This is a genomic window from Variovorax paradoxus (assembly GCF_902712855.1).
GTDB classification, from domain to species: Bacteria; Pseudomonadota; Gammaproteobacteria; order Burkholderiales; family Burkholderiaceae_C; genus Variovorax; species Variovorax paradoxus_Q.
Genome location: NZ_LR743507.1, coordinates 642,502 through 658,662, shown reverse-complemented (window position 1 = coordinate 658,662; position 16,161 = coordinate 642,502). Strand labels below are relative to the sequence as shown.

The 16,161-nt window shown below is 68.9% G+C and carries 14 protein-coding genes; 12 read left to right on the top strand and 2 right to left on the bottom strand.

Annotation, left to right across the window (positions count from 1 at the left end; translation table 11 throughout):
- Window positions 1-116 precede the first annotated feature (116 nt).
- On the bottom strand, window positions 117-1,058 hold the full coding sequence (locus AACL56_RS03120; protein ID WP_339088374.1) for a helix-turn-helix transcriptional regulator: 942 nt from the start codon (window positions 1,056-1,058) through the stop codon (window positions 117-119).
- A gap of 163 nt (window positions 1,059-1,221) precedes the next feature.
- On the opposite strand from AACL56_RS03120, the gene AACL56_RS03115 reads away from it, so the two are divergent.
- The 9 genes from AACL56_RS03115 (at window position 1,222) to AACL56_RS03075 (ending at window position 10,920) form a co-directional block, all read left to right on the top strand.
- Window positions 1,222-1,713 (top strand): DUF4863 family protein, encoded by a 492-nt coding sequence (locus tag AACL56_RS03115; protein WP_339088373.1) that lies wholly within the window; start codon window positions 1,222-1,224, stop codon window positions 1,711-1,713.
- A gap of 123 nt (window positions 1,714-1,836) precedes the next feature.
- A complete protein-coding gene (locus tag AACL56_RS03110; protein WP_339088372.1) occupies window positions 1,837-3,387 on the top strand; it encodes a 3,4-dehydroadipyl-CoA semialdehyde dehydrogenase in 1,551 nt (516 codons plus the stop codon).
- 38 nt (window positions 3,388-3,425) lie between these two features.
- Entirely contained in the window at window positions 3,426-4,973 is a 1,548-nt protein-coding gene (locus AACL56_RS03105; protein WP_339088371.1) for a benzoate-CoA ligase family protein, read from the top strand.
- A gap of 149 nt (window positions 4,974-5,122) precedes the next feature.
- Window positions 5,123-5,929, top strand: coding sequence for an alpha/beta fold hydrolase (locus tag AACL56_RS03100; protein ID WP_339088370.1), 807 nt, complete (start codon window positions 5,123-5,125; stop codon window positions 5,927-5,929).
- Entirely contained in the window at window positions 5,926-7,098 is a 1,173-nt protein-coding gene (locus tag AACL56_RS03095) for an ABC transporter substrate-binding protein (RefSeq protein ID WP_339088369.1), read from the top strand. Before AACL56_RS03100 ends, AACL56_RS03095 begins: the two co-directional genes overlap by 4 nt.
- A 161-nt stretch (window positions 7,099-7,259) precedes the next feature.
- The gene (locus tag AACL56_RS03090) at window positions 7,260-8,132 is read left to right on the top strand and encodes a branched-chain amino acid ABC transporter permease (RefSeq protein WP_339088368.1); all 873 of its coding nucleotides are present in this window, start codon (window positions 7,260-7,262) and stop codon (window positions 8,130-8,132) included.
- Window positions 8,129-9,079, top strand: coding sequence for a branched-chain amino acid ABC transporter permease (locus tag AACL56_RS03085; RefSeq protein ID WP_339088367.1), 951 nt, complete (start codon window positions 8,129-8,131; stop codon window positions 9,077-9,079). Before AACL56_RS03090 ends, AACL56_RS03085 begins: the two co-directional genes overlap by 4 nt.
- Window positions 9,080-9,221: 142 nt before the next feature.
- Window positions 9,222-9,968, top strand: coding sequence for an ABC transporter ATP-binding protein (locus tag AACL56_RS03080; protein ID WP_339088366.1), 747 nt, complete (start codon window positions 9,222-9,224; stop codon window positions 9,966-9,968).
- Between the two features lie 250 nt (window positions 9,969-10,218).
- Window positions 10,219-10,920, top strand: a complete 702-nt coding sequence (locus tag AACL56_RS03075; RefSeq protein WP_339088365.1) for an ABC transporter ATP-binding protein — start codon at window positions 10,219-10,221, stop codon at window positions 10,918-10,920.
- Between the two features lie 11 nt (window positions 10,921-10,931).
- Here AACL56_RS03075 and AACL56_RS03070 read toward each other — a convergent pair whose 3' ends face one another.
- Entirely contained in the window at window positions 10,932-11,402 is a 471-nt protein-coding gene (locus AACL56_RS03070; RefSeq protein ID WP_339088364.1) for a hypothetical protein, read from the bottom strand.
- Window positions 11,403-11,570: 168 nt separating this feature from the next.
- Here AACL56_RS03070 and AACL56_RS03065 point away from each other — a divergent pair, with 168 nt between their 5' ends.
- The 3 genes from AACL56_RS03065 to AACL56_RS03055 all read left to right on the top strand — a co-directional run bounded on the left by AACL56_RS03065 (window position 11,571) and on the right by AACL56_RS03055 (window position 15,916).
- The gene (locus AACL56_RS03065) at window positions 11,571-13,499 is read left to right on the top strand and encodes a sigma-54-dependent Fis family transcriptional regulator (protein ID WP_339088363.1); all 1,929 of its coding nucleotides are present in this window, start codon (window positions 11,571-11,573) and stop codon (window positions 13,497-13,499) included.
- 38 nt (window positions 13,500-13,537) lie between these two features.
- Entirely contained in the window at window positions 13,538-13,942 is a 405-nt protein-coding gene (locus tag AACL56_RS03060) for a DUF7674 family protein (RefSeq protein ID WP_339088362.1), read from the top strand.
- A gap of 171 nt (window positions 13,943-14,113) precedes the next feature.
- Window positions 14,114-15,916, top strand: coding sequence for an NAD(P)/FAD-dependent oxidoreductase (locus AACL56_RS03055; protein WP_339088361.1), 1,803 nt, complete (start codon window positions 14,114-14,116; stop codon window positions 15,914-15,916).
- Window positions 15,917-16,161 lie beyond the last annotated feature (245 nt).

Below are 16,161 nucleotides of genomic sequence, written 5' to 3'. Positions count from 1 at the left end.
CAGCGTTCCAGGACTTTGGCAGGAATGCCGCGGAACCGGCTCCGCCGGGCCGCAGGCGTTGCCCCCGGAAGGGGGTTGGCGCAGCGACACGAAGTGCGCGAAGCCTGGGGGCGAACCTAGACACCCATCGACTGGCGAGCCACCGAACGCAGCGCCTGGAAGCTCTGCGACAGCGTCTTGCCGCTGGTGTCCACCGACAGGTCGGCCTTCGAATAGAAGGCGGCGCGGCCGTTCAGGATGCGGCGCAGGTCTTCCATCGCTTCCTTGCTGGCGGCCATCGGGCGGGTGTCGCCCTGCGCGGCCACGCGGCCCATGTGCTCCTCGGGCGCGGCCTGCAGCCACACGGTGGTGCAGTGCGCCAGCAGCTCGTTGAAGGTGGCCGGGTCGGACACGATGCCGCCGGGCGTGGCGATGACCACCTCGCTGTAGATCTGCACAGCTTCTTCCAGCGCGCGGCGCTCGTAGCGGCGGTAGGCGTTGGTGCCATACAGGTCGTGGATCTCGCGCACGCTGCAGCCCGCGAGCTTCTCGATCTCGCGGCTCAGCTCGATGAACGGGATCTCCAGGTCTTCCGCCAGCATCTGCCCGAGCGTCGACTTGCCCGCGCCGCGCAGCCCCACCAGCGCGATGCGCCGGTGCCGCGCCGGGTCGACCGAGGCCGTGCCCAGCAGCTCGCCGAGCGCCACGCGCACGCGGCGCAGGTCGGCCTCGCTGCGGTGCTCGAGCAGCTCGCGGATCAGCAGCCACTCCGGGGAACTGGTGGTCACGTCGCCGACCAGTTCGGCCAGCGAGCAGTGCAGCGCGCCGGCCACCTGCTGCAACACCAGGATCGACGCATTGCCGATGCCGTATTCGAGGTTGGCGAGATGGCGCTCCGACACGTCGGCCGCGATGGCCACGGCCTTGCGCGTGAGGCCGCGCTGCGCGCGCAGGTTGCGCACGCGGTCGCCCAGCGCCGCCAGCAGCGGGTTCTTCGCCTCCCCTGCGGACGCCGCGCCATTGCCGGCGGCGGCGCCTTCCGGCGCGGTGGCCAGCACCGCGTCTACATGCTCGTTCATGCAATTCCTCGTTCTTCGCCGGGATTGTGCGCGCTCAGGGTAAACACCATATATGCACTATATTGCTTGACACTCATTGTCTCGATGCTTATTGTTCGGCCACAAGCAAGATACTGCACACGCAGGAATCACGCAAGGTCGTTCCAACGTTCGAGGCCCCACGATGTCCGACAGCAGCAACCCAGCCACAGGCAAGGCAGCATTTCACCAGTTGATCGCCGGCCTGACCGCCCAGATCCACGGCAAGCCGCTCGACAGCACGCTTGACCAGTGGCTCAACGCCAACCACGGCGCGGGCAGCGCCAGCTTCGAGCAACTGCGCCAGGCCTGCATCGGCGGCGTCGCCGAAGGCTGGCTGTGCGAGCGCGAAGGCGGCGGCATCAAGTACGGCCGGGTCTTCAAGGCCGAGGACGCGCTGCACCGCTTCTCGGTCGACGTGGTCGACATGCAGGACATCGCCGGCCCGCACCACACGCACCCCAACGGCGAGATCGACCTGATCATGCCGCTGGACGACCACCCCGCCACCTTCGACGGACGGCCCGCTGGCTGGTGCGTCTACGGGCCGGGCACCGCGCACCGCCCGACCGTGGCCCAGGGCCGCGCGCTCGTCCTCTACCTGCTGCCCGAAGGGCAGATCAAGTTTTCGGCATGACGCACGCCCCCAGGCTCGCCCACTGCGTGTGGCCGCCAACCCTTTCGCCGGGGGCAACACCGGCGGCCCGGGAAAGCCGGTTCCGCGGTGTTTCCCGAATCGACTTCATCGAGATCCCTGCCCATGACTGAACTCCTCCCCAACCACATCGCCGGCCGCTGGCAGGCAGGCTCCGGCGCCGGCACGCCCCTGTTCGACCCGGTGCTGGGCACCGAGCTTGCGCGTGTCGACGCCACCGGCCTCGACCTGCCTGAAGCCTTCGCCTTCGCCCGCGAACAGGGCGGCAACGCGCTGCGCGCCCTCACCTACCGCCAGCGCGCAGGGCTGCTCGGCGCCATCGTGAAGGTGCTGCAAGCCAACCGCGACGCTTACTACGAGATCGCCACCGCCAACTCGGGCACGGTGAAGAACGACTCCGCCGTGGACATCGACGGCGCCATCTTCACCGTCGGCCAGTACGCCAAGTGGGGCGACACGCTCGGCGACGTGCGCGCGCTGCGCGACGGCGACGCGGTCAGGCTCGGCAAGGAGCCGGCGTTCCAGTCGCAACACCTGCAGGTGCCCACGCATGGCGTGGCGCTGTTCATCAACGCCTTCAACTTCCCGTCGTGGGGCCTGTGGGAAAAGGCCGCGCCCGCGCTGCTGTCGGGCGTGCCCGTCATCGTGAAGCCCGCCACGGCCACCGCCTGGCTCACGCAGCGCATGGTGCGCGACGTGGTCGACGCTGGCGTGCTGCCCGCCGGCGCGCTCTCGGTGATCTGCGGCAGCTCGGCCGGGCTGATGGACCAGCTGCAGCCCTTCGACGTGGTCTCGTTCACCGGTTCGGCCGAAACCGCCGCGGTGATCCGTTCGCACCCGGCCGTGGCGGCACGCTCGGTGCGCGCGAACATCGAGGCCGACAGCCTCAACAGCGCCCTGCTGCTGCCCGGCGCCGCGCCCGGCAGCGACGCCTTCAACCTGCTCGTGCGCGAAGTCGTGCGCGAGATGACCGTCAAGTCGGGCCAGAAGTGCACCGCCATCCGCCGCATCCTGGTGCCGGCCGAGGTGTACGACGCCGCCGCCGAAGCCATCGGCGCGAAGCTCGCCGGCATCAGCGTGGGCAACCCGCGCAACGAGAGCGTGCGCATGGGCTCGCTGGTGAGCCGCGCGCAGCTCGATGCGGTGCGCGAAGGCCTCGGCGCCCTGGCTTCGCAGACCACCGTGCTGCACGACGGCCGCGACAAGCCGCTGGTCGACGCCGACCCGAAGGTGGCCGCCTGCATCGGCCCGGTGCTGCTCGGTGCGCGCGATGCCGACGCGGCGCAGCGCGTGCACGACGTGGAGGTGTTCGGCCCCGTGGCCACGCTGCTGCCCTACCGCGACCTGGCGCACGGCATCGCGCTGGCGCACCGCGGCCAGGGCTCGCTCGTGACCTCGCTGTACGGCAGCGACGACGCAGCGCTGGCGCAGGCCGCGCTGGCGGTCGCGCCGAGCCATGGCCGCGTGCACGTGGTCACGCCCGAGGTGGCGCAGGCCCACACCGGCCACGGCAACGTGATGCCGATGTCGCTGCACGGCGGCCCCGGCCGCGCGGGCGGCGGCGCCGAGCTCGGCGGGCTGCGCGCGCTCGATTTCTATCACCGCCGTGCGGCCGTGCAGGCCAGCCCCGGCGTCCTCGCCGCATTGGGCCTCTAGAACAACAAAAGCAATCCGGAGGCCGAAGGAGACAAGACATGACCCTGCCCACACGATTCAACTTCGCCGAACACCTGTTCGCCCTCAACCGCGGCCGCGCCGGGCGCACCGCCTACATCGACGACCGCGGCACGCTGAGCTACGCCCAGCTCGAAGACCGCGCGCGCCGCCTGGCGGCCGCGCTGAAGGCAGCAGGCATCCGTCGCGAAGAGCGCGTGCTGCTGCTCATGCTCGACAGCCACGACTGGCCGGTGAGCTTCCTCGGCTGCCTCTATGCGGGCATCGTGCCGGTGGCGGTCAACACGCTGCTCACGCCCGACGACTACGCCTACATGCTCGACCACAGCCGCGCGCAGGCCGCTCTGGTGTCGGGCGCGTTGCTGCCGGTGCTGCACGAGGCGATGGCGCGCGGCGGCCACGAGGTGCAGACGCTGATCGTGTCGCAGCCCACGGGCGCATTGCCCGAGGGCGCGCAGGAATTCGAGGCCGCGCTCGCCGCCGCCGAGCCGCTGGCTTCGCCCGCGGCCACCGCATCGGACGACCCCGGTTTCTGGCTCTACTCGTCGGGCTCCACCGGCAAGCCCAAGGGCACGGTGCACACCCACGCCAACCTGTGGTGGACGGCGGAGCTGTTCGGCAAGCCGGTGCTCGGCCTCACCGAAGACGACATCTGCTTCTCGGCCGCCAAGCTCTACTTCGCCTACGGCCTGGGCAACGCGCTGACCTTCCCGCTGTCGGTGGGCGCGACCGTGGTGCTGATGGCCGAGCGGCCCACGCCCGACGCCACCTTCCGCCGCTGGGTGGAGCACAAGCCCACCGTGTTCTTCGGCGCGCCCACGGGCTTCGCGGGCATGCTCGCATCGCCGAAGCTGCCCGCGCGCGAAACCGTGGCGCTGCGCATGTGCTCGTCGGCCGGCGAGGCACTGCCGGGCGAGATCGCGCAGCGCTTCAAGGCGCACTACGGCTGCGACATCATCGACGGCATCGGCTCGACCGAGATGCTGCACGTGTTCATCTCCAACCGTCCCGGCGACGTGCGCTATGGCACCACCGGCAAGCCGGTGGACGGCTACGAGATCGAGCTGCGCGGCGAGGACGGCCGCCCCGTGGGCGACGGCGAGGTGGGTGACCTCTACATCCGCGGCCCGAGCTCGGCGCTCATGTACTGGACCAACCGCGAGAAGTCGCGCGACACCTTCCAAGGCGGCTGGACCAAGAGCGGCGACAAGTACACGCGCGACGCCGACGGCTACTACACCTACGCAGGCCGCAGCGACGACATGCTGAAGGTCAGCGGCATCTACGTGTCGCCGTTCGAGGTCGAGTCGACGCTGATGCAGCACCCCGCCGTGCTCGAGGCGGCCGTGATCGGCAAGGAAGACGCCGAAGGGCTGACCAAGACCAAGGCCTTCGTGGTGCTGAAGGACGGCGGCGCGGCCACCGAGGAAGAACTCAAGGCCTTCGTGAAGGAACGCCTCGCGCCCTACAAGTACCCGCGCTTCCTGGAGTTCGTGACCGAGCTGCCGAAGACGGCGACGGGGAAGATCCAGCGGTTCCGGTTGCGCGAGAAAGAGAAGCAGGCATGAGCCGCCCGCTGCTTCTTTCTTCCTCCCTCCCCGCTGGGGGAGGGTCGGGTGGGGCATCGGCCCTCGCCAGCACACAGCCTGTGCAAGGGCCCTTGCCCCCATCCCCGCCTTCCCCGGAAGGAGAAGGAGCAGCAGCCGGGAGCCAGGCCTTGACCACGCCCGACTTCGCCACCATCGACTGGCGCGGCCGCGCGGTCCGCATCGAGTGCCAGTGGATCGCGCCTGAAAAAACCGGCGCCCCGCTGATCGTTTTCCTGCACGAGGGCCTCGGCTCCGTCGCCATGTGGAAGGACTTCCCCACGCAGCTGTGCGACGCGGCCGGCGCGCGCGGCCTCGTCTTCTCGCGCCCCGGCTACGGACGCTCCACCCCGCGCGCCGACGACGAGACCTGGGACGTCGACTTCATGCACCGCCAGGCGCACGAGGTGCTGCCCGCGCTGTTCGATGCACTGGGGCTCGGCCACGAACGGCCCTGGCTCTTCGGCCACAGCGACGGCGGCTCGATCTCGCTGCTGTACGCCTCGCGCTTCCCCGACAGGGTCGAGGGCCTCGTGGTGCTGGCGCCGCACATCTTCGTGGAAGACGTGACGGTCGAGAACATCGAGAAGGCGCGCACCGCCTACCTGGGCACCGACCTGCCGAAGAAGCTGGGCCGCTACCACGACAGCGCCGACTCCGCCTTCTGGGGCTGGAACCGCATCTGGCTGCACCCACCCTTCCGCGACTGGAACATCGAGCGCGAGCTCGACACCATCCGCTGCCCCGTGCTCGCCATGCAGGGCATCGACGACGAATACGGCACGCTGGCGCAGATCCGCGGCATCGCTGCGCGCGTCAGGGGATGCGAGCTGCTCGAAATCCCTGAATGCGGGCATTCCCCGCATCGCGATCAGCCGGATCGTGTCATCGTCGCGGCCACTTCTTTCATCACCAAAAACAGGAGACAGATTCCATGACCATCCGCACCGCCCGCCTGGCGCTCACCGCCATCGCCTTCGCCGCGCTGGCTTCCGCCGCCGGCGCCCAGGGCACCGGCAAACTCAAGGTCGGCCTGATGCTGCCCTACAGCGGCACCTACACCGCGCTGGGCGTGGCCATCGAGAACGGCTTCAAGCTCTACGTGGACGAACAGGGCGGCAAGCTCGCCGGCCGCGAGATCGAGTACTTCAAGGTCGACGACGAGTCCGACCCCGCCAAGGCTACCGACAACGTCAACAAGCTCATCAAGCGCGACAACGTCGACGTGATCGTGGGCACGGTGCACTCGGGCGTGGCCATGGCCATGGCCAAGGCCGCCAAGGAAAGCGGCACCGTGCTGATCGTGCCCAACGCCGGCGCCGATGCCGTCACGGGCCCGATGTGCGCGCCCAACATCTTCCGCAGCTCGTTCAGCAACTGGCAGCCGGCCTACGCCATGGGCGAGGTCGCGGCCAAGAAGGAAGGCAAGAAGAAGGCGATGACCATCACCTGGAAGTACGCGGCCGGCGACGAGTCGGTCAACGGCTTCAAGGAAGGCTTCGAGAAGAACGGCGGCAAGGTCGACAAGCAGCTCACCCTGCCCTTCCCCAACGTGGAGTTCCAGGCGCTGCTGACCGAGATCGCGGCGGCCAAGCCCGACGCGGTGTACGCCTTCTTCGCGGGAGGCGGCGCGGTGAAGTTCGTCAAGGACTACCAGGCCGCCGGCCTGAACAAGACCATCCCGCTGTACGGCCCCGGCTTCCTGACCGACGGCACGCTCGACGCGCAGGGCGAGTCGGCCCAGGGCATGCTCACCACGCTGCACTACGCCGACGGCCTGAACACGCCGCGCGACAACGCGTTCCGCACCGCATACGCCAAGTCGTTCAAGCTGCAGCCCGACGTGTACTCGGTGCAGGGCTACGACGCCGCGCAGATGCTGGGCGTGGGCCTGAACGCCACCAAGGGCGACATCTCGAAGAAGGCCGAGTTCGCGGCCGCGGTCGAGAAGGCGAAGATCGACAGCCCGCGCGGCGCGTTCACCGTGAGCAAGTCGCACAACCCGGTGCAGGACATCTACCTGCGCAAGGTGGACGGCAAGGAGAACAAGCTGGTGAGCACCGCCATCAAGGGCCTGGCCGACCCCGCCCGCGGTTGCCGGATGTAGGCCTGGCTCTCCCGCAGGCTTCGCGCACTTCGTGTCGCTGCGCCTTCCCCCTCTCCGGGGGCGACACCTGCGGACCGGCAAAGCCGGTTCCGCGGTGTCTCCCGATCATCGCGGCGCATCGCGCCTGTTCCTTCTCTCCAGCCCAACCCGGATGACCTGACGTGGATTTCGGTACCTTCCTGGTCCAGTGCCTGAACTCGGTTCAGTACGGCCTGCTTCTTTTCCTCGTGGCCTCGGGGCTGACGCTGATCTTCGGGATCATGGGCGTCATCAACCTGGCGCACGGCAGCTTCTACATGATCGGCGCCTACATGGCGTTCTCGCTGGCGCCGCTGTTCGGCGACCAGTTCCTGCTGATGCTGGTGGCCGGCGTGGTGCTGGCGGCCATCTTCGGCTACCTTCTCGAATGGGCCTTCTTCAGCTACCTCTACCAGCGCGACCACCTGCAGCAGGTGCTGATGACCTACGGGCTCATCCTGGTGTTCGAGGAACTGCGCTCCATCCTGGTGGGCAACGACGTGCACGGGGTGAAGGTGCCCGCGTGGCTCGACGGCAGCTTCGCGCTGGGCAACGTCATGAGCTACCCGTGGTATCGCCTGTTCGCCTCGGCCGCGTGCATCGTGCTCGCGGTGGCGCTGTACTGGGTGGTGAACCGCACGCGCCTGGGCATGATGATCCGCGCCGGCGCGAGCAACCGCGACATGGTGCGCGGCCTGGGCATCGACGTGAAGCGGCTCTACCGCATCGTGTTCGCCGCGGGCGTGGCGCTGGCGGCGCTGGCCGGCATGATCGCCGCGCCGATGTCCTCGGTGTACCCGAACATGGGCGCGAGCGTGCTCATCATCTGCTTCGTGCTGGTGGTGATCGGCGGCATCGGCTCGATCACCGGCGCGCTGGTGGCCTCGCTGCTGGTGGGCTTCGTCGACACCTTCGGCAAGGTGTTCTTCGCCGACCTGAGCGGCATCGGCATCTACCTGCTGATGGCCATCGTGCTGATCTGGAAGCCCGAGGGGCTGATGGGGAGGCGGCCATGAAGAAGGCTTCGTTCCTGCTGCCCGTGGCCTGCGCGGTGGCCATCGGCATCGCCGGTCCGCTGATGGGCAACTACGCGTCGGACTTCGTCGTGAAGGTGATGATCCTGTCGATCTTCGCGCTGAGCCTGGAGCTGCTCGTGGGCATGACCGGCCTCGTGAGCCTGGGCCATGCGGCGTTCTACGGCATCGGCGCCTACGTGACGGTGCTGGCATCGGGCAGCGACGGCGGCAACTTCGCGCTGCTGCTGCCGCTGGCCATGGGCGCGGCCGCGCTGTATGCGCTCTTCGTCGGCGCGCTGAGCCTGCGCACGCGCGGCGTGTACTTCATCATGGTGACGCTGGCCTTCGCGCAGATGGCCTTCTTCGTGTTCCACGACACCAAGGTCGGCGGCGGCAGCGACGGCATCTACATGTACGTGCGCCCCGCCCTCGGCGCGCTCGACATGGAAAACCGCACCGTGCTGTTCTACGTGGTGCTGGCGTCGCTGGTGTTCACCTACGGGCTGCTGGCGCTCATCCGGCGCTCGCGCTTCGGCGCCGCGCTGGCGGGCATCCGCGTGAACGAACAGCGCATGCGCGCGGCCGGCTTCTCCGTGTACGGCTACAAGCTCGCGGCCTTCGTGCTGGCGGGTGCGCTCGCCGGTCTTGCAGGCTTCCTGCTGGCCTCGCGCGACGGCGTGGTCAACCCCGAGCTGATGGCCTGGCACAACTCGGGCGAGGTGCTGCTGATGGTGATCCTGGGCGGGCTCGGCCACCTGCGCGGCGCGGTGATCGGCGCGATCGCCTTCACGCTGCTGAAGGAGATCTTCTCGACGCATGCAGTGATGGGGCCGCTGGCCGATCACTGGCAGCTGACGCTGGGGCTGACCATCATCGTGTTCGTGGCGCTGCTGCCGAAAGGCTTGATCGGGCTGGTGAAGCGGCTGTCGCCGAAGGAGGCCGCATGACTTGCGGGCGTCTTCTGACTTCCTCCCTCCCCCTCTGGGGGAGGGCCAGGGTGGCGGCACGCGGCCCTGGCACAGGCACCACCTCCATCAGCGCCGCCTGCCCCCATCCCCGCCTTCCCCCGGAAGGGGAAGGAGCAAGACCATGAACGCACTCCTGTCCGTCGACAAGCTCACCCGCCGCTTCGGCGGCCTCACCGCCGTGAACGCCGTCTCGCTCGACCTGCACGTCGGCGAAGTGCATGCCGTGATCGGCACGAACGGCGCGGGCAAGTCCACGCTCATCAACATGCTCTCGGGCGAGATCGAGGCCTCCGAAGGCCGCATCGCGCTCGACGGCGTGGACATCACCGGCCGCGCGCAATCGAAGCGCGCGCGCGACGGCGTGGGCCGCAGCTACCAGCGCACGACCATCTTTCCGGAGTTCACCGTGCACGAGAACTGCCGCCTCGCCGCGCAGGCCGCCACGCCGAAGCCCTGGGCCTTCTGGCAGTCGTCGCAGTCCTGCGCCACCAGCAGCGCGTCGGCCGACGCCGCGCTCGAGGCGGCCGGCCTCGCGCACGAGGCGAAGCGCATCGCCGGCACCATGAGCCACGGCGCGCAGCGCCAGCTCGAGGTGGCGATGTGCCTGGCCACCAAGCCGCGCGTGCTGCTGCTCGACGAGCCGCTCGCCGGCATGGGCGCCGAGGAAACCGACCGCATGCTCACGCTGCTCGCGCGGCTGAAGGCCACGCACGCCATCCTGCTGGTGGAGCACGACATGGACGCCGTGTTCCGCATCGCCGACCGCATCACCGTGATGGTGAACGGCACCGTCATCGCCACCGGCAACCCTGGCGAAATCCGCGAGAACCCCGAAGTCCGCACCGCCTACCTCGGAGAGGATCACTGATGCCCCCACGCTCCTCACTTCGTGCATTCGCTGCCCCCCAGGGCGCCGGCCTCCCTTGGGGCGGCCCGGCGGGAGAACTGATGCCCCCACGCGCATCACTTCGTGTATTCGCTGCCCCCCAAGGGGGCGCCGGCCTCCCTTGGGGCGGCCCGGCGGGAGAACTGATGCCCCCACGCGCATCACTTCGTGTATTCGCTGCCCCCCAGGGGGGCGCCGGCCTCCCTTGGGGCGGCCCGGCGGGAGGCCACTGATGCTCGTCGTTCGCGACCTCAACACCTACTACGGCAACAGCCACATCCTGCGCGGCGTGCATGCCGGCATTCCGGCGGCGACGTCGGTCGGCCTGCTCGGGCGCAACGGCATGGGCAAGACCACGCTGATCCGCACCGTCATGGGCTACGTGCGCCCGGCGTCGGGCGAAGTGCAGGTCGACGGCCGCACGGTCACCGGCCTGCCGCCGGAGAAGATGGCACGCCTGGGCATCGGCTACGTGCCCGAAGGCCGCGGCATCTTCCCGAACCTGTCGGTGCGCGAGAACCTCGTGATGAGCGAACGCGCCGGCATCGACGGCCGGCGTGCCTGGACCTTCGACCGCGTGATGGCCACGTTCCCGCGCCTGTCGGAGCGCCTCTCGCACGGCGGCCAGCAGCTCTCGGGCGGCGAGCAGCAGATGCTGTCGATCGGCCGCGCGCTCATGACCAACCCGCGCCTGCTGATCCTCGACGAAGCCACCGAAGGCCTCGCGCCGCTGATCGTGGCCGAGATCTGGCGCGTGATCGGCGAGATCCGGGCCACCGGCATCGCCACGCTGATCGTCGATCGCGACTACCGCAAGGTGCTGGCCAACACCGATCTCGCGGTGGTGATGGAGAAAGGGCAGATCGTGCGCCACGGGGCGTCGGCGGACCTGCTGGGCGAGCCGCAGGCGCTGGAGGAACTGCTGGGCGTGTAGGCCCGCGCGGCTCAGGCCGCGCGCTGCTTGACCACCGTGATGTCGATGGCGGGCGCCGGCCAGAGCTGCAGCAGGTAGCGGTCGTCGCCCTCCAGCCCGTCCTCCGACAGCGTGTCGAGCCCCGCATAGCAGGCACGCAGGCGGTAGGTGCCCGGCGGCGCGGGAATGCGCGCCGCATCGGGAAAGTAGTCGGTGCAACCGGCGATCGCGAGGTTCGCACTGCCGTTGACCAGCGTGCATTCCACGATATGGTCCCACCGGTCCGGCTCGAGCGGCGGCGGTGCATCGAGGATTTCCACCGTCACCGGCACGTCCATGTTGCGTGCGGTGCCGATGCCGACGACACCGGCTTCGACGGCGAGCATCCGCTCGACCGCTTCCTCGGTCCATGCATCCGAAAGATCGCTGTCGGCGGATTCGTCCTGAATGTAGAACTGGAAGTAGTCGGCGAAGAGAGTGAATTCGCGCGCAGGTTCGGACATGGCGTGCGGCTGTTGCCGTTGGTTGTAGGTCGACGAAAAGCGTAACCCGAAACCGTGACGGCACCGGGTTTCACCTCTGTCCTGCGACAGTGCGACAGCCGAATGATGTCCGGCTGCACGGCCCATTCGCTCCGCGTCGGGTTGCCGTGCGCCATCGCGAGGCTCCGCATGACTTCCCTGCAATCGCGTCACATCGACAACGTCTACTCGATCGCCACCGGCGCGGCGCTGGCCGATCCGGCGCAGAGCCTGGTCCACAAGTCGTGGGCGCGCTGTGTGCACGACCACGGGCTCGACCCGTCGAAGCCGACGCCAGCGCGCATCCTGCCCGCGCAGGAAGTGCGCGCGCACCAGCAGCAGCTCGAGCACTTCCTGCGCGCCGCGCGCGCGGGCATGGAAGACATCTACCGCCGCGTGGCCGATCTCGGCTACATGGTGCTGCTGACCGACGCCGAGGGCATCACGGTCGACTACATCGGCAACCCCGCATGGGACGACCAGCTGCGCAAGGCCGGCCTGTACCTGGGTGCCGACTGGAACGAGGCGCATGCGGGCACCTGCGGCGTAGGCACCTGCCTGGTCGAGCGCCAGCCGATGACCTGCCACCAGACCGAGCACTTCGACGCCACGCACATCGCGCTCACCTGCACCACCGCGCCGCTGTTCGACCACGGCGGGCGGCTCACGGCCATCCTCGACGTGTCCGCCCTGCGCTCTCCCGAGGCCAAGGAGAGCCAGCACCTCGTGCGGCACCTGGTCTCGATGTATGCGCGGATGATCGAGGACGCCGACTTCCTGCGCCACTTCCGCGGCCACTGGATCCTGCGGCTGGGCAGCGCCTATGGCCTGGTCGACGTGGCGGGCGAGGTGATGCTGGCATTCGACGACGACGGTACGCTGGTCGGCGCCAACGGCGGTGCGCGGCTGGCCTTCGCCGGGCGGACGTTGACCGGCGCGGTGTCGGAGCTGCTGCACATGCCGATCGATGCGATCTGGCGCATCGGCGGCGCGTCCGCCATGCCTTTCGCACACACGGTGCTGCTGCCTGGCGGCGGCGAATACCACGCGTCGCTGCTGGCGCCGCGCGTGCGGCGTGCCTCCGCCCCCTCGCATGCATCCGCAAGCGCACGTCCTTCCGACCGCCTGCCACCGCTGGAGCGCATCGCCGGCGACGACCCGGCCATGCAGAAGCTGCTCGCGCAGGCGCGCCGGCTGGTCGACCGCGGCATCCACGTGCTGGTCGAGGGCGAGACCGGCAGCGGCAAGGAAGTGCTGGCGCGCGCGCTGCATGGCGCCAGCAGCCGCGCGGCCATGCCCTTCGTGGCGGTGAACTGCGCGGCCATTCCCGATTCGCTGATCGAGAGCGAACTCTTCGGCTACACGCCCGGCAGCTTCACGGGCGGTCGCGCCAAGGGCATGAAGGGCCTGATCGCGCAGGCCGACCGCGGCACGCTGTTCCTCGACGAGATCGGCGACATGCCGATGGCGCTGCAGACCCGGCTGCTGCGCGTGCTGTCCGAAGGCGAAGTGCTGCCGCTGGGCGCCGAGTCGCCGCAGCGCGTGGACCTCGCGGTGGTGGCCGCCACGCACCGGCACCTGCCCGACCTCGTGGCGTCGGGGCACTTTCGCGAAGACCTGTACTACCGCCTGTGCGGCGCACTGCTGAAGCTGCCGCCGCTGCGTGCGCGCAGCGACAGGCGCTACCTGATCGAGGGCATGTTCAACGAAGAGGCCGCGGCCATGAAGTCGACGGCACGGCTGTCGGCCGAGGCGATGCAGCAGCTGCTGGCACACGACTGGCCGGGCAACCTGCGCGAGTTGCGCAATGTGCTGCGGCTGGCGCTGGCGTTGTGCAGCGATGGCGCGGTGGGGGCGGAAGACCTCCAGTTGCCCGTGCTGACCGCTGCTGCTGCACCCGCTCGCGTGCCGGTCCCGCACGCCGATACGGGCGCAGCGATCGCGAGCGCCGCCGATCTGGTCGATCTGTTGAACCGCCACCGCTGGCACGTGGCGCGCGCGGCCGACGAGCTCGGCGTGAGCCGGGCCACGCTCTACCGCCACATGAAGCGCGACGGGATCACGCCACCACGGCGATGACATGATGAGCGCCTTGAAACAACGCAGGCAAGACGCCGATGATCGACGCATCGCAAATGCCCCCGTTGCTGGTGGACGCCAGTCCCGGCTTTGCAGGCCATTGGAAGGAATTCGAGGCCGGCTACTCGGACGATCCGCCGCCTCACTACTACATCGTGCTCGGCGACTTCGTGCGTCATCTCTGCGATCTGCTTGCCACTGGCGACAAAGCCACCCTGCAGCGCGTGTTCGCCGTGGTGGAAAGGTTGCACGTGGAAGGCGACTCCTACGTACGGGAAGCCGCGACGGCCGGCCTGCTCGAAGACATGCAGAACGCGAACATGCACCGCAAGGACACGTTGCCGGCGCAATTCGAGTTGTTCCTGCTGCCTGAGAGCGCGAGGTGGTGGAAGAAGCTGCACGGCTTCTGGCGCGACGGCGAGCCGCTGGCCGACGCGCGGTGAAGTGAGACAGCTGTCTCGGCGCCGTCGCATGCGACATGCGACAACCCCGGAAACTGCGACAAAAACCCGCCCAAGCCATTGATTTCCCGTGCCGCCGCCCACGGCACGAAAGCTGCGCAACGAATGCCGCGCCTCGCCGCGCATTCATCAACGACGCTACGGAGACATTCAATGACCGACCCGACCACCGGCCCCACGCGGGCCGCCGCCCAATGGCTCGCCGACTTCGCCGCCGCGCTCGCGCGCAGCGACATCGACGCGGCCGTCTCGCTGTTCGAGCCCGACGGCTTCTGGCGCGACCTTGTCTCGTTCACCTGGAACATCCGCACGCAGGAAGGCCCCGAGGCCATCCGCGCGATGCTGAAGGCGCGGCTGGCCGACACGCGGCCCACGGCCTTCGCGGTGGAAGGCGAGGCCACCGAGGCCGACGGCGTGGTCGATGCGTGGTTCACGTTCGAGACGCGCGTGGCACGCGGGCGCGGCCACTTGCGCCTGCGCAATGGCAAGGCCTGGACGCTGCTCACCACCATGACCGAGCTGAAGGGCTTCGAGGAAAAGACCGGCGACAACCGCGCGAAGGGCGCGGAGCACGGCGTGCACAAGGGTCGCAAGAACTGGCTCGAGAAGCGCCGCGACGAAGAGGCGGCGCTGGGCTACACCGAGCAGCCCGAGGTGGTGGTCATCGGCGGCGGCCAGGGCGGCATCGCGCTCGGCGCGCGGCTTCGGCGGCTGGGCGTGCCGACCATCATCGTGGAGCGCAACGCCAAGGCCGGCGACTCATGGCGCAAGCGCTACAAGTCGCTGTGCCTGCACGACCCGGTCTGGTACGACCACCTGCCCTACATGCCCTTCCCCGACGACTGGCCGGTGTTCGCGCCCAAGGACAAGATCGGCGACTGGCTCGAGATGTACACGAAGATCATGGAGCTCAACTACTGGAGCTCCACCGTCGCGAAGAACGCGCGCTTCGACGAGGCCGCGCAGCGCTGGGAAGTGACGGTCGAGCGCGAGGGCAAGACGGTGGTGCTGCGGCCGCGGCAGCTGGTGTTCGCGCTGGGCGTGTCGGGCTACCCGAACGTGCCGAAGGTGGCGGGCGCGGAGAACTTCAAGGGCGACCAGCACCACTCCAGCCAGCACCCCGGGCCCGAGGCCTACGCCGGCAAGAAATGCGTGGTGCTCGGCTCGAACAACTCGGCGCACGACATCTGCGCGGCGCTGTGGGAGCACGGCGCCGACGTGACGATGATCCAGCGCTCGTCGACGCACATCGCGCCCTCGCAGTCGCTGATGGAACTGGCGCTGGGCGGCCTCTACTCCGAGCAGGCGGTCAAGAGCGGCATCGACCACCACAAGGCCGACCTGATCTTCGCGTCGGTGCCCTACAAGGTCATGCACACCTTCCACATCCCGGTGTACGACGAGATGAAGAAGCGCGACGCCGACCTGTATGCGCGGCTCGAGAAGGCGGGCTTCCTGCTCGACTTCGGCGTGGACGGCTCGGGCCTGTTCATGAAGTACCTGCGGCGCGGCTCGGGCTACTACATCGACGTCGGTGCCTCCGAACTGGTGGCCAACGGCAGCATCCACCTGAAGAGCGGCGTGAACATCGAGCGGGTGAACGAGCGCTCGGTGACGCTCACCGACGGCACCGAGCTGCCGGCCGACCTGCTGGTGTACGCCACCGGCTACGGCTCGATGAACGGCTGGCTCGCCGACCTGATCTCGCCCGAGATCGCCGACAAGGTCGGCAAGTGCTGGGGCCTGGGCTCCGACACGCCGAAGGACCCGGGGCCGTGGGAAGGCGAACTGCGCAACATGTGGAAGCCCACGCAGGTCGACAACCTGTGGATCCACGGCGGCAACCTGCACCAGTCGCGGCACTACTCGCAGTTCCTGGCGCTGCAGCTGAAGGCACGCATGGAAGGGATCGACACGCCGGTGTACGAGCGGGCGGTGTCGCACCATACGCGCTGACCCTGCGTGGTCCCTAGGCAGAGGGAGCGAATCGCCAGCCCTCCTTTCTCTTATCCCCTCTCCCGCTTGCGGAAGCCAGGGTGAGGGGGTGCCTTCAATAAAGCACTGCGGTAGAGCGAACGCCGCGGCCCTCACCCCAGCCCTCTCCCCGAGGGGAGAGGGAGCAAATCCCAACACCGTTTCTCTTCGCTTTTGTCCCCTCTCCCGCTTGCGGGAGAGGGCCAGGGTGAGGGCTGGTGCTTGAG

What these genes read in the sequence shown, in the direction of transcription:
- AACL56_RS03120 (WP_339088374.1), bottom strand. Translation starts at nt 1,058, where the DNA reads ATGAACGAGCATGTAGACGCGGTGCTGGCCACCGCGCCGGAAGGCGCC.
- AACL56_RS03115 (WP_339088373.1), top strand. Translation starts at nt 1,222, where the DNA reads ATGTCCGACAGCAGCAACCCAGCCACAGGCAAGGCAGCATTTCACCAG.
- AACL56_RS03110 (WP_339088372.1), top strand. Translation starts at nt 1,837, where the DNA reads ATGACTGAACTCCTCCCCAACCACATCGCCGGCCGCTGGCAGGCAGGC.
- AACL56_RS03105 (WP_339088371.1), top strand. Translation starts at nt 3,426, where the DNA reads ATGACCCTGCCCACACGATTCAACTTCGCCGAACACCTGTTCGCCCTC.
- AACL56_RS03095 (WP_339088369.1), top strand. Translation starts at nt 5,926, where the DNA reads ATGACCATCCGCACCGCCCGCCTGGCGCTCACCGCCATCGCCTTCGCC.
- AACL56_RS03085 (WP_339088367.1), top strand. Translation starts at nt 8,129, where the DNA reads ATGAAGAAGGCTTCGTTCCTGCTGCCCGTGGCCTGCGCGGTGGCCATC.
- AACL56_RS03080 (WP_339088366.1), top strand. Translation starts at nt 9,222, where the DNA reads ATGAACGCACTCCTGTCCGTCGACAAGCTCACCCGCCGCTTCGGCGGC.
- AACL56_RS03075 (WP_339088365.1), top strand. Translation starts at nt 10,219, where the DNA reads ATGCTCGTCGTTCGCGACCTCAACACCTACTACGGCAACAGCCACATC.
- AACL56_RS03070 (WP_339088364.1), bottom strand. Translation starts at nt 11,402, where the DNA reads ATGTCCGAACCTGCGCGCGAATTCACTCTCTTCGCCGACTACTTCCAG.
- AACL56_RS03065 (WP_339088363.1), top strand. Translation starts at nt 11,571, where the DNA reads ATGACTTCCCTGCAATCGCGTCACATCGACAACGTCTACTCGATCGCC.
- AACL56_RS03060 (WP_339088362.1), top strand. Translation starts at nt 13,538, where the DNA reads ATGATCGACGCATCGCAAATGCCCCCGTTGCTGGTGGACGCCAGTCCC.
- AACL56_RS03055 (WP_339088361.1), top strand. Translation starts at nt 14,114, where the DNA reads ATGACCGACCCGACCACCGGCCCCACGCGGGCCGCCGCCCAATGGCTC.